The sequence below is a fragment of the Nocardia takedensis NBRC 100417 genome (assembly GCF_000308695.1).
Lineage (GTDB): Bacteria > Actinomycetota > Actinomycetes > Mycobacteriales > Mycobacteriaceae > Nocardia > Nocardia takedensis.
This window is the reverse complement of the sequence record NZ_BAGG01000031.1, coordinates 86,299-107,943: the sequence shown is the minus strand read 5'-3', so window position 1 is coordinate 107,943 and position 21,645 is coordinate 86,299. Positions and strand designations below refer to the sequence as shown.

The 21,645-nt window shown below is 69.9% G+C and carries 19 protein-coding genes; 10 read left to right on the top strand and 9 right to left on the bottom strand.

Annotation, left to right across the window (positions count from 1 at the left end):
* The first annotated feature begins 1 nt into the window (after position 1).
* Positions 2-1,171 (top strand): cation:proton antiporter, encoded by a 1,170-nt coding sequence (locus tag ON30_RS07080; RefSeq protein WP_040705016.1) that lies wholly within the window; start codon positions 2-4, stop codon positions 1,169-1,171.
* Positions 1,172-1,295: 124 nt separating this feature from the next.
* Positions 1,296-1,907 carry a dihydrofolate reductase family protein gene (locus ON30_RS07075; RefSeq protein ID WP_040705015.1) on the top strand — a complete coding sequence of 204 codons (612 nt, stop codon included), beginning with the start codon at positions 1,296-1,298 and terminating at the stop codon, positions 1,905-1,907.
* 10 nt (positions 1,908-1,917) lie between these two features.
* On the opposite strand, the gene ON30_RS40050 is transcribed toward ON30_RS07075, so the two are convergent.
* Entirely contained in the window at positions 1,918-3,792 is a 1,875-nt protein-coding gene (locus ON30_RS40050) for a DUF8176 domain-containing protein (RefSeq protein ID WP_169334888.1), read from the bottom strand.
* Between the two features lie 60 nt (positions 3,793-3,852).
* Here ON30_RS40050 and ON30_RS40045 point away from each other — a divergent pair, with 60 nt between their 5' ends.
* Both ON30_RS40045 and ON30_RS40350 read left to right on the top strand, forming a co-directional pair.
* Entirely contained in the window at positions 3,853-4,068 is a 216-nt protein-coding gene (locus tag ON30_RS40045; RefSeq protein ID WP_051029021.1) for a hypothetical protein, read from the top strand.
* 224 nt (positions 4,069-4,292) lie between these two features.
* Entirely contained in the window at positions 4,293-4,832 is a 540-nt protein-coding gene (locus tag ON30_RS40350; RefSeq protein WP_174387403.1) for a hypothetical protein, read from the top strand.
* Positions 4,833-5,554: 722 nt separating this feature from the next.
* On the opposite strand, the gene ON30_RS07060 is transcribed toward ON30_RS40350, so the two are convergent.
* From ON30_RS07060 to ON30_RS07050, 3 genes are all read right to left on the bottom strand, one after another.
* On the bottom strand, positions 5,555-6,946 hold the full coding sequence (locus ON30_RS07060) for a hypothetical protein (RefSeq protein WP_040705012.1): 1,392 nt from the start codon (positions 6,944-6,946) through the stop codon (positions 5,555-5,557).
* Positions 6,943-7,266, bottom strand: coding sequence for a hypothetical protein (locus ON30_RS07055; RefSeq protein WP_040705011.1), 324 nt, complete (start codon positions 7,264-7,266; stop codon positions 6,943-6,945). Before ON30_RS07055 ends, ON30_RS07060 begins: the two co-directional genes overlap by 4 nt.
* Positions 7,267-7,524: 258 nt before the next feature.
* On the bottom strand, positions 7,525-8,385 hold the full coding sequence (locus tag ON30_RS07050) for an NAD-dependent protein deacetylase (protein WP_040705010.1): 861 nt from the start codon (positions 8,383-8,385) through the stop codon (positions 7,525-7,527).
* 229 nt (positions 8,386-8,614) lie between these two features.
* On the opposite strand from ON30_RS07050, the gene ON30_RS07045 reads away from it, so the two are divergent.
* The 4 genes from ON30_RS07045 (at position 8,615) to ON30_RS07030 (ending at position 15,205) form a co-directional block, all read left to right on the top strand.
* Positions 8,615-12,088, top strand: coding sequence for an indolepyruvate ferredoxin oxidoreductase family protein (locus tag ON30_RS07045; RefSeq protein WP_040705046.1), 3,474 nt, complete (start codon positions 8,615-8,617; stop codon positions 12,086-12,088).
* Positions 12,089-12,652: 564 nt separating this feature from the next.
* Complete coding sequence (locus ON30_RS07040; RefSeq protein ID WP_085999287.1) at positions 12,653-13,384, top strand: ABC transporter permease; 732 nt, start codon at positions 12,653-12,655, stop codon at positions 13,382-13,384.
* Positions 13,377-14,210: an ABC transporter permease gene (locus ON30_RS07035; RefSeq protein ID WP_040705008.1), complete on the top strand. Its 834-nt coding sequence runs from the start codon at positions 13,377-13,379 to the stop codon at positions 14,208-14,210. Before ON30_RS07040 ends, ON30_RS07035 begins: the two co-directional genes overlap by 8 nt.
* Before the next feature lie 128 nt (positions 14,211-14,338).
* On the top strand, positions 14,339-15,205 hold the full coding sequence (locus ON30_RS07030) for an ABC transporter ATP-binding protein (RefSeq protein ID WP_373282504.1): 867 nt from the start codon (positions 14,339-14,341) through the stop codon (positions 15,203-15,205).
* Between the two features lie 139 nt (positions 15,206-15,344).
* Here the strand turns inward: ON30_RS07030 and ON30_RS07025 are convergent, their stop codons facing one another.
* The gene (locus ON30_RS07025; RefSeq protein WP_040705005.1) at positions 15,345-15,665 is read right to left on the bottom strand and encodes a hypothetical protein; all 321 of its coding nucleotides are present in this window, start codon (positions 15,663-15,665) and stop codon (positions 15,345-15,347) included.
* Positions 15,666-16,112: 447 nt separating this feature from the next.
* On the opposite strand from ON30_RS07025, the gene ON30_RS07020 reads away from it, so the two are divergent.
* On the top strand, positions 16,113-16,628 hold the full coding sequence (locus tag ON30_RS07020) for a DUF4254 domain-containing protein (RefSeq protein ID WP_051029024.1): 516 nt from the start codon (positions 16,113-16,115) through the stop codon (positions 16,626-16,628).
* Positions 16,629-16,662: 34 nt separating this feature from the next.
* Here the strand turns inward: ON30_RS07020 and ON30_RS07015 are convergent, their stop codons facing one another.
* The 3 genes from ON30_RS07015 to ON30_RS07005 form a co-directional block, all read right to left on the bottom strand.
* Entirely contained in the window at positions 16,663-16,896 is a 234-nt protein-coding gene (locus ON30_RS07015) for a hypothetical protein (RefSeq protein WP_245553960.1), read from the bottom strand.
* 107 nt (positions 16,897-17,003) lie between these two features.
* Positions 17,004-18,188, bottom strand: coding sequence for a fatty acid desaturase family protein (locus ON30_RS07010; RefSeq protein ID WP_040705003.1), 1,185 nt, complete (start codon positions 18,186-18,188; stop codon positions 17,004-17,006).
* A gap of 45 nt (positions 18,189-18,233) precedes the next feature.
* Complete coding sequence (locus ON30_RS07005) at positions 18,234-19,337, bottom strand: ferredoxin reductase (RefSeq protein ID WP_051029019.1); 1,104 nt, start codon at positions 19,335-19,337, stop codon at positions 18,234-18,236.
* Positions 19,338-19,487: 150 nt separating this feature from the next.
* Here ON30_RS07005 and ON30_RS07000 point away from each other — a divergent pair, with 150 nt between their 5' ends.
* Positions 19,488-20,099, top strand: coding sequence for a TetR family transcriptional regulator (locus ON30_RS07000; RefSeq protein WP_040705044.1), 612 nt, complete (start codon positions 19,488-19,490; stop codon positions 20,097-20,099).
* A 4-nt stretch (positions 20,100-20,103) separates the two neighbouring features.
* Here the strand turns inward: ON30_RS07000 and ON30_RS06995 are convergent, their stop codons facing one another.
* Positions 20,104-21,498 (bottom strand): MFS transporter, encoded by a 1,395-nt coding sequence (locus tag ON30_RS06995; RefSeq protein ID WP_051029018.1) that lies wholly within the window; start codon positions 21,496-21,498, stop codon positions 20,104-20,106.
* Between the last annotated feature and the right edge of the window lie 147 nt (positions 21,499-21,645).

Here is a 21,645-nt window from a genome sequence, read left to right as displayed (position 1 = left end):
CGTGCAACTGGGCGCGGTGTTCTTCGGCCTCGGAGTCCTCGGTCGCGTCGCGGCCCGGATCGGCCTGTCCCCCATCCCGCTCTACCTCATCGGCGGACTGGTCTTCGGCAAAGGCGGCATCGTCGAACTCCACGCGGTCGACGAATTCATCCACCTGGCCAGTGAGATCGGCGTCGTCCTGCTGCTGCTACTGCTCGGCCTGGAATACACCGCGGCCGAACTCGTCACCGGCATGCGCCGATCCTGGCCCGCCGGCCTGCTCGACATCGCCCTCAACGCCACCCCCGGCGTCATCGTCGCCCTCATGCTCGGACTCGGCTTCACCGGCGCGATCGCCTTGGCGGGCGTCACCTACATCTCCTCCTCCGGCATCGTCGCCAAAGTCCTCAACGACCTGGGCCGACTCGGCAACCGGGAGACGCCGGTCATCCTGTCCATCCTCGTCTTCGAAGACCTGGCGATGGCCGCCTACCTCCCCGCGCTGACGGCCGTACTGGCCGGCGTCGGGTTCGTCACCGGCCTGACCACCCTCGGCATCGCGCTGGTCGCGGTCACCGTCGTGCTCGTGGTCGCCCTGCGTTACGGCAAATACGTCTCCGCGGTGGTCGCCAGCGACGACCGCGAGATCTTCCTGCTCAAACTGCTCGGCGCGGCCCTGCTGGTGGCCGGACTCGCCTCGGCGGTGCAGGTCTCGGCGGCGGTCGGGGCGTTCCTGCTCGGCATCGCCATCTCCGACTCCACCGCCCACAACGCCACCAAGATCCTGGAACCGCTGCGCGACCTGTTCGCCGCGATGTTCTTCGTCCTCTTCGGCCTGAGCACCGACCCGGCCGGCATTCCGCCCGTCCTGGGGTGGGCGGTGCTGCTCGCGGTCGTCACCACCGTCACCAAGATCGTCACCGGGTGGTGGGCGGCCAAACGCGCGGGCGCGAGTCCGCTGGGCCGGGCCCGCGCGGGCACGGCCCTGGTGGCCCGCGGCGAATTCTCCATCGTCATCGCGGGTCTGGCCGTCACCGCGGGCGCGCTGCCCGCGCAATTCGCCGCGCTGGCCACCACCTACGTGCTGCTCATGGCGATCCTCGGCCCGATCGCGGCCCGCGTGGTCGAACCGATCACCCGCTGGGCACTGGACCGCAAGGCGAAACCGCAGGTCGAACCCGTCGCGGAATGACCCCAGTCGGTGCGGTGCGGTAGGTCATAGTCGTGACGGTGCTCGGCCGCCGATGAATCCGGCGCGCCGACCCCGTCCACACCACCGAACCCACCGAACACGGCGCACCCACCAGGAGTAAGCGATGCGAAAGATCACCGCGGGACTGTTCATCTCGATCGACGGAGTCATCGGGGACCCGCAGGACTGGCACTTCCCCTACTTCAACGACGAGATGGGCGTGGCCGTCACCGCCCAACTCGGCACCGCCGACACCCTGCTGCTGGGCCGCGAGACCTACGACAGCTTCGCGGGCGCGTGGCCCGAACGCGAAGCGGCCGGCGGCGAAGACGCGGGCATGGCCGCCGCGCTCGGCGACGCCCGCAAGATCGTCGTCTCGCACCGGACGCTGGAATTCCAGTGGCGCAACTCCGAACAGTTGCAGGGCGACCTCGTCGAGGCCGCCACCGCGCTCAAACAGGAACCCGGAGCCACCGACATCGCCATGAGCGGGTCCCCGTCGATCGTGCGGCAGTTGCTCGCCGCGGGCGTGCTCGATGAATTGCACCTGTTCGTGCACCCCATCGCCGTCGGCAAAGGCGAACGACTCTTCGGCGAAGGCGACACCGTGCCGCTGCGACTGCTGTCCTCGCAGACCTTCGCGACCGGGGTCGTGTACCTGGTCTACGGGCCCGGTGAAGCCCTCGAAGGCGATTACGAGCAGGCCAAGGCGCACCTCGAGCAGGCAGCCGACTGAACGGCCGCCCTCACCCGGCGGCGATCGCCGTGATCACGGTGCGATTCGCGGTGGTCACGGTGGTGATCACCTGGGTGAACGTGGTCGGTTCGGCGCCCGGGACCTGCTGGGTCAACCGCACCCGCCACCGCGAGGCGTCCGCGCCCTCCGCCCGCGTGATCTCCACGCAATACAGCGTGCCCACCGGAATCCGGTTGATGCCGCGCTGGATCTGCTCGGCGGCAGGCACCGACGAATCCTCCGCCACCACCGCCCGCGCCGCATAGCCCGACCGCTGCACGTAATAGGCGCGCTCGAACGCCAGGATCGCCGACGGGCCGTCCGTGGTGCCGCCCGCGTCGGTGCCCGACACGATCTCCGGTGTGCGGCGTTGCACGCAATCGGGCGTCGCGATCACCGCGGGCTCCCCCTCGGTCGGTGTGGCCGCGGTCGTCTTCGGCGCGACGGGCACGGCACTCGGCGCCGCCGCCGTCGGACGCTTCTCCCCGTCCGAACCGTTCACCGCGATCATCACCACCGCCGCCAACGCCACCACGATGCCGACCGCCACCAGCACACCCACGAAGCGGTTCCCGCCGCTCTGCTCCCGCGTCGCCGCGGCAGGTCGCGGACGGCGCAACGCCATCCCCGGATTCCCGCCCGTGCGATCCACGATCGCCGGAACCCGGATCTCCGTCTCCACCTCGGGAACCGTTTCGTCCTCCTCGGCCCGCCCCCGCAACCTGGGCTGGGACGGCACCGGCGGCACCGTCTCCACTCTCGGCGCCTGATCGAGCCACTGCTCCCAATTCCCCGACGGTTGATCCCACCCCGCCCCCGCGTACTCCGGCAACGGCGGTTCTACCGCGGGCGGCGACGGCCGCGCCGGTACATCGTCGGACGGAACATCGGGATCGCGCCAAGCGCCCGCCGCCTCGCCGCGCAACATGTCACCGAGCAGGCCCGGGACCACGCCGCGTCGACGCTCGACCGCCCCCGGTTCCTCCTCGTGGCGCTCGTTCGAGTCGGTCGGATCTCGGTCGAGGGGCGGTTTGTGATCCCAGTCGGGGTCGAAATCGTCGGCGGAGTCCTCGTCGGGGGCGAAGTCATGGTCGGAACCGAAATCGCCGTCGGCACGTGGAACGCGAGGGGCACTCGAGGCGTGATCGGGATCGGAGTAGCGGTCGGGATCGGAGTAGCGGTCGGGATCGAAGTCGCTGTTCAGGGCGAAATCGCCGTCGAGTGCCGAATTGTCGTGACCGAATTCGCGATCCGCCTCTCCACCGTTGCCACGCCAGGTGGTCGTCGGCTCGGGTGCGTCGTTCACGGCATCGTTGTCGGGGTCGTGGCCACGGGTGCCGATCGGTTCGTGCGCGCCGGACGCGAGAGGTTCGTCGGAATCGGCGCTTTCGGTGGGCAAGTACTGGTTACGCGTTTCGTCGGCGACGTCCGGTCCGCGATCACGTCCCACTGCTGAGTTCGCCTTCTTGTCCGAGGTGAGCTGTGTCGTGTCCTCACCCGATTCGGTGGCGGGGGTGTGGGGGCCGCTGTCCGCCTCACCGAGAGGTTCAGCCTCGCGGTGGTCCGCGTCGCCCAGCGCCACCTCGTCGGCGGTCGCGTCCCGCGCTGGAACCGCCTCGGCCCGATCGGGTTTCACGTTCTCCCAGGGAGGTCCGGCAGGCGAACGGTCTCGCGCGGCATCGGCGTGTTCGGGAGGCGAGGTCGACTCCTCGGGCTGGTCGACGGCGGGGACCCAGGAGTAGTCGACGGGATCGTCGAATTCCCGCAGCGGGAAGTACTCACCGCCGCCGATGATGTCGGGATCCCGCCAGGGGATCTCGTCCGCCGTGCCGTTCCGAAGGTTCGGACCCGCCGGAGGAGTCCATGCGCCGTCGTATTCCGACATCATCGGATCGTCGGGTGAATCCGGTTGCCCGCGAGGCGGTTCGGGAGGATCGGATACCTCGTGTCGGGACTGCGCGCCCCACTGTTCGTCGCGAACCCGCCGCGATTCTTCGAGCGGTGCGGACGCGACCGGATCCGGGTGTCGATCGTGCCCACCGCGATCCGCGGGCACAGCGCCCGCCTCCGACTCGTCGCCCGCCGCGCTCGCGTGCTGGTCGCGCGTCCACGGTGGCAGTGGGATGGCATCCGCCCACCGTGGGAAGTGGTCCGGCGCTGACGAGGAATACGCGCCCGGGGACGCTTCCGGAGCATGACTCGGCGACACCGTGGCGCCTGCCGATGCGGCCGACGGCGCCGCCTCCTCCTCTTTCGGCATCGCCGCGGGCCCTGGTGTCTGTGTCGACACCGATGCCGGCGTCTTCGGCCCTGGTGCCGACGCGGATGCCGGAGCCGCCGGCGGTGGCAGCGCCGCCATCGGTGTCGATGCTGACACCGGCGTCGGTGGCCGCGCTGCCGGTATTGCGGGGGTCGGCGTCGGTGGCCGCGCTGCTGCTGCCGGTGTCGGTGCTTCGGACGTCCTCGGTGTCGGTGTCGACGCTGTCGGTGTCGGTGTCGACGCTGTCGGTGTCGGTGTCGACGCTGTCGGTGTCGGTGTCGACGCTGTCGGTGTCGGTGTCGACGCTGTCGCTGTCGGTGTCGGTGTCGACGCAGGCGCTGTCGGTGTCGGTGTCGACGCTGTCGGTGTCGGTGTCGGTGTCGACGCAGGCGCTGTCGGTGTCGTCGTCGGTGGCGGTGTGGGTGGTGGCGTCGGTGTGGGTGGTGCCGGCTGTGGCTTCGGCGGCGGCGAAACCGTCTCGTCCTCGGCTCGTGCAGGATTCGGGCCGGGTTCGTCTTCGAGATCGATCGGCACATAGGTGCCTTCGTCATCGCGTACCCAAGGCGGAATCGGCGGGACGGACGTGGCCCAGGTGGGGATGCCCTCGTAGTCGCGCCGACCGCTCACGGGAGCCGCACTCGCGGGTGTGGCGGGCTCGTCGGTGACCGGACGCGCGGCGGCGGGGACTTCCGCGCGTGCCACGTAGGCCAGCGGGCGCGCGATCTCGCTCATCGGCCGGAGTTTCGACGGATCGCGCTCGGGTCGGTCGGCGGCGCCGCCCGACGTGGTCGCGGCAGCCTCGGGTGTGGACGGTGACGACGGAATCCGCCCGGCGTCGGTCGCCCCCTCCTCATCGGCGACGAAATCCCCCGCGCGCACGTCCTCGGGACGCCCCTGCCCGCGCGCGCCGCCCTCGGCGCGACGGGCGGCCCGCGCGCTGGGTGCTACCTCAACCGCACGGGCGTCCGCGACACGACTCGACCCCTGCGCGTCGCCTCGGGCAGGACTCGCTCCCCGAACGTCAGGCGCTGCTCCTCCCGCACGCGCGACTTCACCCACACGCGCGTCCTCGACACGACTCCGCCCTCGCTCGCCGCCCACGGCCGGACTCGCACCCCGCCCATCAGGTGCGACTTCTCCCACGCGCGCGACTTCACCAGCAGGCGAGCCCTCGACACGGCTCTCCCCATGCGCCTCCGGCGCTGCCGCTTTCGACGGTGCGTCGGTATCACGGCCGTCCGCCTCGGTTCCGGGGGTGGGAACGTCCGCGCGGGGGCGCGGTGGGTTGCGGCGAGCGCCTTTTCGGCGTTTGGGTTTCCGGGCGGGCGGGCGGAGCATGGGCAGGCCCGTGTCGAAGGGGTTGACAGGTTGGCCCGGTTGTCCGGAATCAGGCGAAGTCATCGCCGAAATCGCCGATGACCGCGGCCGGGACGGTGACCGGCTCGAGGTCGAGTGCGGCCGGGACCGTCACGCCGAGTTGGCCGTCACGGGGTTTGTGGTCCTGGTCGCCCGCACCCGATTGGGGTGGCATGGCGACGCCGCCGGTGGGGCCGTGCTGTTGCGCGGGTTCGGGGACGGCGGCGCGCGGGGTGACGGGTGCGGCGGCGGTGCCACCGGAACCGTTGGGAGCCACGCTGTTTCCGGAGAACGGGTTCTGCGGCATGGGAGCGGGCCGGGGGTCGATGGTGGTGGGCGGGTCGTTCTGGGCGTTGGACTGCGGGCTGCCGCCGCGGCCGTTGCCGGTGTTCGGGGCCGCGCCCTGCCCGCCGCCGGTGCCACCGGCGCCGGTGCCGCCGAAATCGAACTGCCCCGCGCCGCTCTTCGGTGTGCCGGTTCCGGCGCCCGCCGGGTCGGTGGTGCTGCCGGGATGCAGGAGTTCCGGGATCGCCTGGGCGATGGCCTTGTCGGCGGAGGCGGCGACGGTGTCCATGGCGTGCGTGCCGACTTCGACGATCTTGTCGATGAGGTGGGTGCCGATGTCGACTCCCGCGCTGATGGCGGCGGTGCCGACCTGTACGCCCGCCGAGATGAGTTGCTGCTGCAACTGCAACTGCGCGGCGAGCACCGGGTCCATGGGTTGCCCGTTGGCGGTGGTGACGGCGGTGGTGCCGTTGAGGTACTGGGTGGTGCCGCCGGTGCCGCCGCCGACGTTCGGGTACGCCGAGGTGCCCGCGTTCGCGGTGACGCCCGCCGGCGCGGACACGGTGAGCGGAGCCATGCCGTCCAGACGCCGGGTGTGGTCGTCCATCTCGGTGCGGGTGGTCTGCACGGTGTCGATGGCGTCGCGCAGCGCTTGCGCACCGCGTTCGATGACGGCGTCGGTGTCGGGCGAGGCGGTGGCGACGCCGAGGATGCGGCGCGCGTCGCGCCGGAAGTCGGCGATGATCTGGTCGACCTTCTGCGCGCCGCGAGAACTGGTGGTCTGCGCGTCGGCGAGCACGTCGACGTAGGCGGGGCCGCGGTCGGAGATCTCACCGAGTTCGGTCTGGGTGGTGCGCAGCGACGGGACGGCCAGGTCGGCCGCGCCGGAGGTCCAGGTGGATTCGAGCGCGTGCACGCCGCGCCGGTGCGGTTCCTCGGATTCGGCGGCCTGGTTCGACGCCGCCGACAGCGCGTCGACGATCGCCGGATCGGGTGCGCCCGCCCCCGTGCCGAGCGAGGCGCGCAGCGTCAGGATCGGTTCGAGCAGGGCCGTGACGATCGGCGGATCGACGGTGGGATCGAGGGTGCGGGCCCGGCTCGCCTCCCCGTTGTCGCCGCGCGAACGCAACCGTTTCATGCCAGTTCCTCCCCTGCTTTGCCGACCACGTCGGCGGTCCGCGCGTCGACGTCCTGCGCGCGGCCGCTGTAGTCGCGCAGGACCTGCCCGTAGGCGGCGACGAGTTGGCCTGCCGTCGAGAGCGCCTGGGAATGTTCGGCGACCGCCGCGGTGAACCGCTGCGCGAACTCCGCGCCGACCATGCCGAGGTCGGCGGCGAGACGTTCCGCGTGCACCGCGTCTCCGGCGACCGCGGCGGCGGACGCCAACTGGCGCGACACCGTCTCCGCTGTCGCGGTGTAGGCGGCCATCGCCGCCGGGTCGAGCTTCAGCGCGTCCATTGTTCCCCCTCACGGAAACCAATAAGTCGATGTCGCGGCATGATTCGACACAGCGAGCGTACCCGGGCGGGTGCCGATCGCGCTTCCGTTCCCCGGAGACGACCGGCGTTTCCCCTGGTCGGCCGGTGAGGTTTTCGTCTCATTCGCCCGGTGCGCGGTCTTCGACACCGCCCGCACGAGCGCGACAGAACCCTTCACCCGCCTGGAAGATCGCGGATCCGGTTGTCACGGAGCACTTCTCGCGGACGGGGCGCGATGTCAGTGGGACAACGCGGGCGAGCGCACGCCCGCCAACCGGTCGGCCACCGCGGTCAGCACGTCCGAACATCCGGCGGCCACGGTCAAGGCGGCGAGGTCGTCGGCGCGGGTGTCACCCCGGTTGACGATCACGACCGGCTTCCCTTGTTTCGCGGCGTGCCGCGCGAAGCGCAATCCGGACTGGACGGTGAGCGAGGAGCCCACGACGAGCAGCACCTGCGCGGCGTCGACCAAGCCGAACGCGTCGGCGACCCGCTCGCGCGGGACGTTCTCGCCGAAGTAGACGATGTCGGGTTTGAGCAGTCCGCCGCAGTGTTCGCAGTCGACCACGCGGAACGCGGCGGTGTCGGCGACGATCGCGTCCGCGTCGGGGGCGACCTCGACGCCGGTGACCGCGACGCGCGCGCCGAATCCGGGATTGGCGGCTTCCAGACGGTCGGCCAGCGTCATGCGGGAGGTGAGCGCGGAACAGCCGAGGCAGCGGACGCGCGCGTAGACGCCGTGCAGGTCGAGGACCCGGCGGTGGCCCGCTTTGGTGTGCAGCAGGTCGACGTTCTGGGTGATCAGCCCGGTGACCACGCCGAGGCGTTCGAGTCGGGCGAGTGCGCGGTGCCCGAGGTTGGGGCGCGCGGCGTCCATGTGTCGCCAGCCGACGTGGTTGCGCGCCCAGTACCGCTGCCGGAAGACCGGGTCGCCGACGAACTGCTGGTAGGTCATGGGGGTGCGGGGCGGGGAGTCGGGGCCGCGGTAGTCGGGGATGCCGCTGTCGGTGGACACGCCCGCTCCCGTCAGCACGGCCACGCGGCGACCCTCGAGCAGCGCGGTCAGTCGCGCGAGCGACGGGTGCGCGATCTCGGACATGGTTTCAGGGTACGACGGGCGGCGGACCCGGCGACCACTCGGCGGTGACGGTGGTCACATCCATCGCGCACTGTGCTCACCAGTGACCCCACCGCACACCTTCGAATTGCGCACACTGCGCAGTGATATCCACATCGGTTGCACAGGTAGCGCAGCGGTTCCAGGATGGGAGTACCGAAGTGCCCAAACTCACCGAAGCGCCCCACCGGGCGCTGGATGGGTGGATCGCATGACCGAGCTCGCCGACCGCGACCTGATCAGCACCCCCTACGACCTGGCCGACCGCTACCGCGTCGGGACGGGGCCGGTCGTGTTGACCGGCGTCCAGGCCATCGCCCGTCTGATGATCGAGCAACATGTCCGCGACCTGCGCGCGGGCCGCCGGGTCGCCACTTTCGTCTCCGGCTACCAGGGCAGCCCGCTCGGCGGGGTGGACCGGATGCTGGCCGGGATGCCCGGGGTCCTGTCCGAACACGACATCGCCTTCGTGCCCGGACTCAACGAGGAACTGGCCGCGACCTCGGTGTGGGGCAGTCAGGCCGCGCTGCCGCCGAACGCCGCGACCCACGACGGCGTGGTGGGCATCTGGTACGGCAAGGGTCCCGGACTGGACCGCGCGACCGACGCGCTGCGGCACGCCACGATGTACGGGGTGAACCCGCGCGGCGGCGTGCTGCTCATGGTGGGCGACGATCCGGCCTCGAAATCCTCGACGGTGCCCGCGGTCAGCGAGCGGTCGCTGGCGGCGCTGAACATCCCGGTGCTGTTCCCGCGCAATGCCCGCGAGATCGTGACGATGGGCTTGCACGGGGTGGCGCTGTCGCGGGTCAGCGGATGTCCGGTGGCGTTGAAGATCGTCGCCGACGTGGCCGACGGCGCGTGGACGGTGGACGGCACGGTCGGCGATCTCGACCTGGTGATCCCCGAGATCGAATGGGACGGAAAGCCTTTCACGTACCTGCAACGGCCGATGGCCGCCCCGGTGGACAGTGTGATCGCCGAAGCCGACCTGTACGGGCCGCGCTGGGCGCTGGTCCGCGCCTACGGAGCGCGCAACGCGCTCGACGTGCTCGAGGTCGACCCGCCGGCGGCGCGGATCGGGATCGCCGCGACGGGGACGACCTTCGACGCGGTCCGCCAGGCGCTGCTCGATCTCGGCGTCGACGACGCCGCGCTGGCAGCCGCCGGGATCCGCCTGCTGCGCATCGGCATGCCGTTCCCGCTGGTCCCGGACCGTATCCGGGAATTCGCCGCGGGCCTGGAGCGGATCGTGGTGGTGGAGGACAAGACCGCGTTCCTGGAGACCCAGATCCGCGACCTGCTCTACGACACCGCCGCGCCGCCGCGCGTGCTCGGCAAGGCCGACGCCGAAGGGCGGCCGCTGTTCCCCCGCGACGGCGAACTCACCGCGGGTCGGGTGCTCGCCCCACTGCGCCGGGTGCTGACGGGCGCGGTCGAGATGCGACGTCCGCTGCCCCCGCCGCTCACGCTGACGCCGCTGCCCGCCGCGCGCACGGCCTATTTCTGTAGCGGCTGTCCGCACAACCGGTCGACCGCGGTGCCGGACGGCTCGCTGGCGGGCGGCGGGATCGGCTGTCACACGCTGGTGACCATGTCCGGCCGGTCCGACAGCGCGGTGCTCGGCCTGACCCAGATGGGCGGCGAAGGGGCGCAGTGGATCGGGCAGGCCCCGTTCACCGAGGTCCCGCACCTGTTCCAGAACATCGGCGACGGTACGTATTTCCACTCCGGGCAGTTGGCGGTGCAGGCGTGCGTGGCGGCCGGGGTGAACATCACCTTCAAACTCCTGCACAACGACGTCGTCGCGATGACGGGCGCGCAGGACGCGGAGGGCGCGCTCACGGTGCCCGCGCTGACCCGCAAACTGGCCGTCGAGGGGGTGGCGCGCATCGTGGTCTGCGCCGACGATCCGTCGCGGTACCGGCGGCGCGACCTGGCGAAGGGCACGTTGCTGTGGTCGCGCGACCGCTTGGACGAGGCCCAGCGGCTGCTGCGCGAGATCCCCGGCGTGACGGTGCTGATCTACGACCAGCACTGCGCCGCCGACGCCCGACGCAGGCGCAAGCGCGGCATGCTGCCGGTGCGCCGGACCCGGGTACTGATCAACGAGGCCGTGTGCGAGGGCTGCGGCGACTGCGGGGTCAAGAGCAACTGCCTGTCGGTGCAACCGGTGGACACCGAATTCGGGCGCAAGACCCGCATCGACCAGACCTCCTGCAACACCGACTACAGCTGTCTGGACGGCGACTGCCCGTCGTTCGTCACGGTGGAGTTGCCGGAGGACGGCGCGAAACGCAAAGCCCGCGCGGATCGGCCCGCGCCGCCCGCGCTGCCGGACCCGCCGTCCGCGCCCGTCGCGGCGGGGACGCAGAACGTGCTGCTGGCGGGCATCGGCGGCACCGGGATCGTCACGGCGAACCAGGTGCTCGCGACCGCCGCGCTGCGCTCGGGGCACGAGGTCGCGAGCCTGGATCAGACCGGCCTGAGCCAGAAGGCGGGCCCGGTGGTGTCGCACCTGCGCTTCTCGACGGGTCCGCTGGAACCGGCGAACCGCCTGACCCCGGGATCGGCGGACTGTCTGCTCGCCTTCGACCTGCTGGTCGCCGCCGACGCCAAGAACCTGGGGTACGGATCGGCGGCGCACACGGTGACGATCGCGTCCACCTCGCGGACGCCGACCGGGGCCATGGTCTACGACCGCACGGTCGAATACCCGGACACCGCCCGGATGCTGGCGCGCCTGGACTCGGTGTCGCGGGCCTTGGTGTCCTTCGACGCCGCGGCCGCCGCCGAAGCGCTTTTCGGTGACACCGCGACGGCGAACTTCCTGGTGATCGGCGCGGCCGTGCAGCGCGGCGGCCTGCGCCTGCCGCCCTCGGCCGTGGAGGAGGCCATCGACGTCAACGGGGTCGCGGTGGCCGCCAACATCGCCGCGTTCCGCTGGGGGCGAGTGGCGGTGGCCCGGCCCGCCGACTTCGCCGCCGCCACCGCGCGGACGCCGCGGCGCGCCACCCACGCCACCGCGCCGCCCGACCTGTTCGCCGGATGCACCGTGACCGGGGAGACCCGCAGGCTGGTCGAGATCCGGGCCGCCGAACTGATCGGCTACCAGGGGTTGCGCACCGCGCGTACCTATCTGGACACGGTCGAGCGGGTGTGGCGGGCCGAACGCGCCGTCACCGACCGCACCGAGTTCAGCGAGAAGACGGCGGTGGGGCTCTACGCGTTCACGGCCTACAAGGACGAGTACGACGTCGCCCGCCGCCTCACCGATCCCGACTTCCTGGCCGAGGTCGCCGAGAAGTTCCCCGACGGCACGCGACTGACCTACCGGCTGCATCCGCCGCTGCTGCGCGCGATGGGGCTCGAACACAAGATCGGCATCGGGCCGCGCGCCCACGGCACGTTGCGCCTGCTGGCCCGCGGCAAGCGCCTGCGCGGCACCGCGTTCGACCCGTTCGGCCACACGTCGATGCGGCGACTGGAACGCCGGTTGCTCGCCCACTACACCGCGATGGTCACCGGCTTGGCCGAGCGGTTGGATGCCGCGACCTACGACCGCGCGGTGACGGCGGCCGGACTCGCGGACCTCGTGCGGGGCTACGAGGGGATCAAACTCGCGTCGGTGCGCGGCTACGCGGATCGGTTGACGGCGTTGGGCATCGATCCGCCCCGTCTCTGACCGTTTGCCTGTCGATCGCTTCGCGGGCTCGCGCACGGCCGGAGCGGCTCGGCCGCTCGTGCTCCGCGACGGTCGATTTCCCGGGTGCGCACGTCGATTCCGCATCGCACCGGGATCGGATTTCGCATCGCGGCGTCCGAACCTGCGTCGGTGAACGAAAACCGCAATTACCGATGTAGTCCGTCCGTCGGCCCTCGCGGTCCCGATGTCCGTCGACCGACCGACACGGGCACGAATGTTCGATTCGAGAACCCCGAAAACCGCTCTCCCGACCGAGGACACGCGCACTCGCGCAAATGCGATCACGCGTACTCCGCAAGGCGCGCGATCGGTGTGAAAAGATCATGTTTCCGGCAATGCGTCACGCCGTCGGCGGCACTTTTCGTCGAATCGCGTCGAATCGTCGCGCCCACCTCGTGGCCGCACTAAAGTTGACACCTCGTGCGCGGCAGTGCGGAGGGGGAGGAATGGTGTGACATGGCCGTGCGGGCGTGGCGAACGGTCCGGGTCTACCGGCAACTCGCGATCGCCGGATACCGCCGCCAGTCCCAGTATCTGGTGGCCATGCTGGCCGGCCTGTTCACCAACTGCGTGTTCGGACTGGTCCGCGCCGCGGTGATGCTGGCCGCGGTCCGGGCGGCGGGCGATTTCGGCGGCTACGACGAGGGTTCGATCGGCGCCTACGTCTGGCTCTCACAGGCGTTGCTCGGCGCCACCCAGTTCATGGGCCCGCCCCTGGAATTGGTGGATCGGGTCAAGAACGGCGATGTCGCCGTCGACTTCCTGCGCCCGATCGACATCCAACTCGGTTATCTGGCGGCCGATCTCGGCCGCGCCGCCTGCACCCTGATCCCGCGCGGGATACCGAGCGTACTGTTCGGATATCTCACCTTCGGACTCGAGTTGCCCGCTTCGCCGTGGCCGTATCTGCTCGGCGCGCTGTCGGTGTTATCCGCGGTGACCCTGTCGTTCCTGTCGTTATTCGCTGTTGGCCTGATCGGTTTCTGGGTGGTGGAAACCCGTGGCATCCGAGTGCTATACCAGATTTGCGGCACGTTTCTGGCCGGGCTGTTCGTGCCGGTCCATATGTTCCCGGAGGGGCTGCGCGACTTCGCGCACGCCACACCGTTTCCTTCGATTCTCCAGGCGCCGATCGATATTCTCTCCGGGCGCGTGGTCGGGACCGAGGCGTTGACGGTCGTCGCCACACAGGCGGTATGGATCGTGTTGATCGGCATTGCGGGCCGGATGCTGCTGGCGGCGGGGCGCCGCAGACTGGAGGTGCAGGGTGGTTGACCCCACGCCGCTCGCCGCGCCCGCGGGCACCTGGCTCACCCCGTATGTCGCGGTGCTGCGCTCGCGGATGCGTGCCCAGCAGACCTATCGGCTGTCCTTCGCCAGCGAGGTCTTCAGCGCCTTCCTCATCGGACTCGTCGAATTCGCCGAGGTGTGGGTCATCTTCCACACGGTGCGGGTGCTCGGCGGCCTCGACCTGGACGGCGCGCTGTTGCTGTTCGGGCTCAGCAACACCAGTTTCGCGCTCGCGCAATTGCTGGTCGGACACCTGGACACCCTGCCGACGATGATCCGCATGGGCACCCTCGACGCCTTCCACCTGCGGCCGCAACCGCTGCTGCTGCAACTGATCACCAGCGACATCTCGCTGCGCAGGCTCGCGCGCGCCGCGGTCGCCTTCGTCGTGCTCGGAATCGGACTGGTGCGCAACGATATTCAGTGGGGCGCGGACACGGTCGCCCTGCTCGCGATCACCCTGCTCGGCGGGATCGCGCTGTTCGCCGGACTGTTCGTCTGCGCGGCCGGTCTCCAGTTCTTCCTGATCGACGGCTCGGAGATGACCAACAGCTTCACCTACGGCGGTTCCTTCGCCGCGATGCAGCCCGCCTCGGTCTTCCCGACGGAGCTGAAGATCCTGTTCGGCCTGGCCATTCCGGTGTCGTTCACCGCGTACCTGCCCACCATCGCGCTGCTCGACCTGCCCGGACCGCCGCTGCTGCCGTCGTGGCTGGCGTGGCTGACCCCCGTCGCGACGCTGTGGGTGTGGGCCCTCGCACTCGGTCTGTGGCGGATCGGAACACGGCACTATCAGGGAGGCGGCGGATAAGCGTGGCGGCCAGCGAGTCATCGGACGCGATCATCGACATCCACAACCTGACACGACAGTTCACCCTCTACCGGCGCGACGGTCGCCGGTTGCGCAGGCAGCGCGACATTCTCACCGCGGTCGACAACATGAGCTTCCAGGTGGAGCGCGGCGCGGCGGTGGGCTACATCGGGGCCAACGGCGCGGGCAAGTCCACCACGATCAAGATGCTGACCGGAATCCTGGTGCCCACCTCGGGCACGGTGCGCACCTGCGGACTGGAACCGGTGCGCCAGCGCCGCCAACTCGCCGCCCGCATCGGCGTGGTGTTCGGTCAGCGCTCGCAACTGTGGTGGGATCTGCCGCTGCGCGAATCCTTCTCGATCCTGGCCGCGATCCACCGCCTCGATCCCGACATCACCCGCAAGCGCACCTACGAACTGGTCGAACAGTTGGAGATGGCCGAGACCTTGGACACCCCGGTGCGGCAGCTGTCGCTGGGGCAGCGGATGCGCGCGGAGGTCGCGGCCGCCCTGCTGCACTCCCCCGAACTGGTGATCCTGGACGAACCCACCATCGGTCTGGACGTGCTGTCCAAGCAGCGACTACGCGAGTTCCTGCGCGCCGAACGCGTCGACCGGGGCACCACCCTGCTGCTCACCACCCACGACATGGGCGATATCGAGCGATTGTGCGACCGGGTGCTGGTGGTCGACCACGGCAGCCTGGTCTACGACGGGTCGCTGCCGGGACTGGGCGCGACGGTCGGGGCGCGGCGCGTGCTGGTCGTCGAACTGGCCGACCCGACGCCGGACCTGGTGGATCTGCCGTGCGCGGCGCAATTGTTGACCAGCGAGGGCAACGGGATGCGACAGCGACTGGCCTTCGACGCGCGGACCACGACCGCGGCCGCCCTGCTGGCGGCGGTGTCGGATCGGGCCAGGGTGCGCGATCTGTCGATCGAGGAACCCGAGATCGAGGACGTCGTCCGCCGCATCTACGAGTCGGCACGCTGAGCGCCGGCCCGCCGAGCGCTGGCCCGCTGAGCGTCGGCCCGCCGAGCACCCCGCCTGCTGAACCCCCGCCTGCTGAGCATCCGCCCGCCGTCGGAGCGGAGCGCCCCGGTGCACGGTCGTTCACCGGGGACGACGCGGATCAGCCCGGTGTCTGGCCGGTCGCCGAGTACAGGCTGACCTCGCCGCCCTCGCCGAGGAAGGCGTTGACGAGCATGACCCCGTTCGCCGCCAGGTCGGGGAGTTCGGGGGCGCGGGTGGTGACCGAGATCTGCGGGATCGCGGCCCAGTTGACCACGTAGCGTTCGGGCGGCCCGTCGTCGTCGGAGAGCCTGGCGAGTCGGAATACCGAGACGGTGCGCGCGAGGATGAGGTCGCGCACGACCTCGGCGATTCGCTCCGGGTCTTCCAGGGCGAACAGGAAGCCGAAAGTCAGCTCGGGCGATGACACGTAGGCGGGCACGAAAAGCGAGGCTAGCCGATCGCCGGGTCCGCCGCAGCCGCCGCCTACGGTCGATAGCCGGAGGTGCGCTGGACGCCGCGGTCCGCGCCGGACCATCGCACCGCCGAATTATCCTCGCGGACAATCGAATCGCTCGCGATGGCGGCATTCCGGTGACCGGTCCGTAACGGACGATAACGATTCCCGGCCCCGGCGATCATTCTTACACCATATGGTTGCGCTTTCCGGCGTCCGCGCGCTTTCCTGAAGGAGTCCCGAATTCTCCGGACGCCTTCTTCATCGCATCGTCGCGGATTTCCCGGTTTGCTCTGCCGTGCCGGTGATCCCTGTCGGGGGGAGAAGGCGAACGCGTTCGGGGACTGCGCCGACGCCGAGGGGTGCACCTGCCCGAACCCCCCTCGGCGCCGGCGCATCCAGCAGTCGGACCGCCACAGCAGGGACGTGGACATGCCTACCGAGTACGCCGGTGATCAACTCGGAACCGACGATCTTCCGCCACGGGCGGCCCTGCTACGCGCGTTCGCCGAATCCGATTCAAGGCCGAGACATTCGGTGCTCGCCGTGGCCAGGGAACTCGCCGAATGCCACGAACGCCGTCATCTGGCCCTGGCCCAGGCCCGCGACCCGCAGGCTCCGAGCGGTCTGGTCGCGGCGTGCGCGCACCTGCTCGACGACATCGATCGCCGCCGCGGCGAACTCGTCGGCCGCATCGACCGGTGGGTGGCGGCCAATGTGGCGCACCGATCCGGCGCCTCGCTGCACACCGAGACCTTGGGCGCGGTGATCGACCGGATGGCCGCGAAATGGATTGTGGCCCACCAGGCTCTGGGCCGAACGCCCGCCGCCGAACCCGCCGAACCCGACGCGCATCTGCACTGGACCCGCCTGGCCGAGTTGGCCGACGGCTACCAGGACCTGATCACCGATGTGGCCCAACGACGGCGACGGCTGCCGGTCTGGTGACCGGCAGCCGTCGCGACGTCGATTCAGGGACTGGTCAGGGCCGTTCGTCCGGTTCGACCACGACTTCGGCGTCGAGGTAGGGCCGCGGGTCCTCGACCCGGGGCTCGGGAACGGCCTCTGCCTTCGGGACCACGGTGTCCGCGGGATCGGTCACCTCGACGGGATCGAGATCCTCCGCGCCGACCTGTTCGGCGTCACGCCGGGCCGCGGCCGCCGCCTCGTTCATCTCGATGGCGTCGGTGATCCACTCGCCGATCTCCCGGGTCACCTCGGCGACGGTACCGGTGATGATGCCGGCAATATTCCCGATGTGCCGCGCGCCGGAGGACGTTAATTCCTGAATCAAATCCTTGTTGCTCTCGAATTTTCCGATCATTACCCGCCCACTTCGGTCGCCTTCCGCTGACGCATCACGATAACACCGGGCGTGTGTTCCGGCCGGAGCGCGGCGGGCAGGAACTCGGCGAGGCGGGATTCGTAGAACGCGTCCGGAAGTGCGAGTTTGCAGATCTTCGCCCACACCGAGCCGATCTGTTTGCCGAGCGGGCCGGTGTTGTAGGGCAGGCCGTACTTCTCGCACAGTTCACGGACCTCCGGCGCCATTTCCGGGTACCGGTTGGCGGGCAGGTCCGGGAACAGGTGGTGTTCGATCTGGTGCGAGAGATTGCCCGACATGATGTGGAACAGCGGGCTGCCGGTGATGTTGGCCGAACCGAGCATCTGGCGCACATACCATTCGCCCCTGGTCTCCTCGGCGGTCTCGTCCTCGGTGAACGTCTGTACGCCCGAGGGGAAGTGTCCGCAGAAGATGATCGAGTAGGCCCAGATGTTGCGGACCACGTTGGCGGTGGCGTTGCCGGCCAGCGTGCTGAAGAACAGCGGCCCGGACAGCAGCGGGAACACCACGTAGTCCTTGAGCACCTGCCTGCCCGCCTTGCGCCACTGCCCCTTGAGCAGGCCCTTGACATCGGCCCAGGAGCGCTTGCCCTGCACGATGTTCTCGACCTCGAGGTCGTGCAGCATCACGCCCCACTCGAACAACATCATCAGCGCGAAGGCGAACGCCGGATTGGCCAGCCGCAGCGGGTTCCACTCCTGCGCCTCGTCGATGCGCAGGATGCCGTAGCCGATGTCACGGTCCTTGCCGTGGATGTTGGTGAAGGTGTGGTGCATGTAGTTGTGCGAATGCTTCCACTGGTCGGCCGGGCAGACCGTGTCCCACTCGAATTCGCGGGAGTTCAGGTCGCGTTCACGCATCCAGTCGTACTGGCCGTGCATGACGTTGTGGCCGATCTCCATGTTGTCCAGGATCTTGGACACGCTCAACGCGGCGACCGCGGCCAGCCACACCGGCGGCAGGAAGCCCAGATACATCAGCGAGCGGCCCGCGATCTCGAAACCGCGCTGCGCCTTGATGATCGAGTAGATGTACTCGCGATCGCGCTCGCCCAGGTCGGCGACCACGCGGGCGCGCAGATCGTCGAGCGCCTTGCCCAGTTCCTCGACCTGGTCCGGGCTCAGGACCAGCGGTCCGTCTTTGGTTTCGGTGAGTATGGTCATGTCAACTCCCCTGTCGATTCGATGGTTGTGCGCGTCGGTGGTGCGTCAGATGTCGATGTCGACGTCGCCCGCGGGGGCGTTGACGCACAGTTGGATGGGCTGATCGGCCTCGCTGTCGATCTCGCCGGTGCGCAGGTTGCGCGTGGACCCGCTGCGGCGCACGGCGGTGCAGGAGAAGCAGATCCCCATGCGGCAGCCGTATTCGGGCGTCAGCCCGGCGGCCTCGGCCTGCTCGAGCAGGCTCGCGCCGTTGTTGTCGGCGGATACCCCGCTGCCGGAGAAGCACACCGTGCCCTCGGCCTCGCCCGGAGCGACCGGCGCGAGGGTGAGGGTGAACTCCTCGGTGTGCAGGCGGTCCTCGACGCCCGCGGCGCGGTGGATCTCCCGCGCGGCGGCCATCAGCGGTTCCGGGCCGCACACGTAGGTCTGCGCGTCGGCGAACCACGGCGCGACCCGGTCGAGTTCGGCGCGGTCGAGGTGAGCGCCGCCGCCGATCTCGGTGAGCGGACCGTCGACCGCGTCGTTGACCTGCGGACGGCCGGGATACCGCAACTCCACGCGGAAGTTCGGATGGGCCGTGGCGATGGCCTCGAGGTCCTCGCGGTGCGGGACCAGCGACGGCGACTTCGCGTAGTGCAGGAACACCACCTCGCCGCGGTAGTCCTCGGCGGCCAGGGTCCGCATCATCGACAGCACCGGGGTGATGCCGCTGCCGCCGCTGATGAGCAGGACGCGGTCGGGACGCACGCGCGGCAGGTGGAACGTGCCCGCGGCGGGTTCCAGGTCGACCACCATGCCCGGCTTGGCCGAGCGGTGCAGGTAGCGCGAGACCAGTCCGTCGCCGTGCGCCTTGACGGTCACCTGGAGGTGGCGGCCGCGGCCGTTCTCGGCGTTGACCGGTGAATAGCACCGGCTGTGCCGCACGCCGTCGATGACGATGCCGAGGCGGACGTACTGTCCGGCCCGGTGGCCGCGCCAGTGCCGGGTGGGCCGCAGCGTGAGGGTCACCGATCCCGGAGTGGACCGGCCCACGCGCACGACTTCGGCCCGCATCTGGCGGGCGGTGAGTGTGGGCTTCACCAGTTCCAGGTAGCGGTCGAGCGGATGCGGTGTGGTCAGGGTCTGCACCAGATCGATGAGATCCACCATGAGCCTCTCCCGTGCTATCAATATTCAGTGCACGCTTGTGCACTAAAACCAGTGTGACTGATGACCGGTACACCCTGTCAACCGGCTCGAACTGTGACAGAAGGCACAAAAAAGGAGGATGCGATGGTGAACGGCTGTATGCTCACCGAAATGACCGAACAGGCGGAAACCCGACACGAACGCAAGGAGCGCACCCGCCAGGCCCTCATGGACGGCACCCTGGCGCTGGCCGCCGAGCGCGGTTTCGCCGCCCTGAGCCTGCGCGAGATCGCGCGTTCGGCCGGCATCGTGCCCACCGCGTTCTACCGGCACTTCACCTCGCTCGAGGATCTGGCCACCGCCCTGGTCGACGAGGGAATCAACCGACTGCGCCTGTCGCTGCGCGAGGTTCGGCGCAAACCCGACGCGAACCTGTCGGAAGTCGTGCGCTACCTGTTCGACCAGGTGGAACCGCGCCGCGAACTGTTCGGCTTCCTCATCCGCGAACGCCACGGCGGCGCGGCGGCCGTGCGCGCCGCCATCGCGAGCGAACTGCACCTGATCATGCGGGAACTGGTCGCCGACCTGTCCCGGGTGCGCGCCCTGGACGACTGGGGCCCCAAGGATCTGGAAACCGCCGCCGACCTGCTGATCTCCACCGTCGCCGACGGCATCGCCGCCTACCTCGCGGCCAGGCCGCGCGAGGAGGCCGCCGTCATCGACCGGACCGTGACACAGGTGCGGTTGATCGTGCTCGGGATGGGAATGTGGAAGCCGGCCTGAGCCGCTACGCCGTCTCGCCGACCACCATGCGCGGATCGGGCCCGCGCACCGGGATCAGCACGGCCAGTCCCACACCGATCACCAGCAACAGCCCGGCGATCCCCGCGCGTTCGGCGTCGAAGACCCACACGAAGAAACCGAACAAGGCCGGGGCGAGGAACGACGCCGCCCGCCCCGTGGTGGTGTAGAGCCCGAACATCTGCCCCTCGCGTCCGGGCGGTGCGAGCCGGGCCAAGAAGGATCGGGCCGAGGACTGCGCGGGACCGACCGAGACCGTCAACAGCAGGCCGAAGATCCAGAACAGCAGCGGACCGGACACGAACAGCAGCACCGTGCCCCACACCAGCATCGAGGCCAGCGACACCACGATCACCGTCTTCGGGCCCACCCGGTCGTCGAAACGTCCCGCGACCAGCGCGCCGAGCGCGGCCACCACGTTCGCGGCGATCCCGAACAGCAGCACGTCGGCGTCGGCGATCCCGTACACACCGACCGCGAGCACCGCGCCGAAGGTGAACACACCGGCCAACCCGTCCCGGAAAACCGCGCTGGCCACCAGGAATCCCACGGTCCGCCGGTCCACGGACCACAATTCGCACAGATCCCGCCACAGCGTCGCGTAGGCGCCGAAGAAGCTGCCCAGGTCAGCGAGACGGCCACGCCACCGCTTGCCCGCGACCGGCGCGTCGGCCTCGACACGAGGCAGTTCCGGCACCGCGACGAGCACCGGAATCGCGAACGCGGCGAACCAGACCGCGGCCAGCAGTGCCACCAAGCGGATGTTGAGGCCCTCGTCGGTCGGCACACCGAGCAGTCCCCGACTGTCGCCGTCACCCGCGATGAAGCCGACATAGCAGATCAGCAGCAGCACGATCCCGCCGAAATAGCCCATGGCCCAGCCGAATCCGGAAACCCGTCCGACGGTGTCGGGCGTGGAGACCTGGCGCAGCATGGCGTTGTAGGGCACGCCCGCCAACTCGAACACCGCCGAACCGAAAGCCAACAGCACCAACCCGAGCCACAGGTCGTGGTAGTCGTCGTGGACGAAGAACAGGCCCGTCATCGACAACACCGTCAACGCGGTCAGCACGCCGAGCGCGCGTTTACGGCGGGCGGCGGCATCGAAATACTGTCCCGCGACCGGCGCGGTAAGAGCCACCACCACCCCCGCGCCCGCGATGGCCCAAGCCAACCACGCGCTCGCGCTGACATCGCCGGGCAGATCCTCGCCGACCTTGTCGGTGAGATAGACCGAGAAGACGAACGTGAGCACCACGGCTTGAAAAGCCGAGGAACCCCAGTCCCACAACCCCCACGCCACGATCTGCCCGCGCCCGGCGGACTGCCCGATGGCCGCATCGGCGTACTTCTCGTTCGGATCGCCGTACACCTCGGTCATGGCTGTACCTTATTGGCCGCGCCTTCGGCGCGGCGTGTTCGCGGCCCTTTTCGTCTCGTCGGGTGGTGGGCGGGACGGCCGTGAAGGAGGCTCGTCGGGCTCGCACCCGAGTGGGGGACGCTAGGTGGGGACGTCGCCTGAGGGGTA

Excerpts from the sequence above, each read along its gene's own strand:
- ON30_RS07075 (WP_040705015.1), top strand. The coding sequence starts at position 1,296 with ATGCGAAAGATCACCGCGGGACTGTTCATCTCGATCGACGGAGTCATC.
- ON30_RS40050 (WP_169334888.1), bottom strand. The coding sequence starts at position 3,792 with ATGTCGGAATACGACGGCGCATGGACTCCTCCGGCGGGTCCGAACCTT.
- ON30_RS07060 (WP_040705012.1), bottom strand. The coding sequence starts at position 6,946 with ATGAAACGGTTGCGTTCGCGCGGCGACAACGGGGAGGCGAGCCGGGCC.
- ON30_RS07055 (WP_040705011.1), bottom strand. The coding sequence starts at position 7,266 with ATGGACGCGCTGAAGCTCGACCCGGCGGCGATGGCCGCCTACACCGCG.
- ON30_RS07050 (WP_040705010.1), bottom strand. The coding sequence starts at position 8,385 with ATGTCCGAGATCGCGCACCCGTCGCTCGCGCGACTGACCGCGCTGCTC.
- ON30_RS07045 (WP_040705046.1), top strand. The coding sequence starts at position 8,615 with ATGACCGAGCTCGCCGACCGCGACCTGATCAGCACCCCCTACGACCTG.
- ON30_RS07040 (WP_085999287.1), top strand. The coding sequence starts at position 12,653 with ATGCTGGCCGGCCTGTTCACCAACTGCGTGTTCGGACTGGTCCGCGCC.
- ON30_RS07030 (WP_373282504.1), top strand. The coding sequence starts at position 14,339 with ATGAGCTTCCAGGTGGAGCGCGGCGCGGCGGTGGGCTACATCGGGGCC.
- ON30_RS07020 (WP_051029024.1), top strand. The coding sequence starts at position 16,113 with ATGCCTACCGAGTACGCCGGTGATCAACTCGGAACCGACGATCTTCCG.
- ON30_RS07010 (WP_040705003.1), bottom strand. The coding sequence starts at position 18,188 with ATGACCATACTCACCGAAACCAAAGACGGACCGCTGGTCCTGAGCCCG.
- ON30_RS07005 (WP_051029019.1), bottom strand. The coding sequence starts at position 19,337 with ATGGTGGATCTCATCGATCTGGTGCAGACCCTGACCACACCGCATCCG.
- ON30_RS07000 (WP_040705044.1), top strand. The coding sequence starts at position 19,488 with ATGACCGAACAGGCGGAAACCCGACACGAACGCAAGGAGCGCACCCGC.
- ON30_RS06995 (WP_051029018.1), bottom strand. The coding sequence starts at position 21,498 with ATGACCGAGGTGTACGGCGATCCGAACGAGAAGTACGCCGATGCGGCC.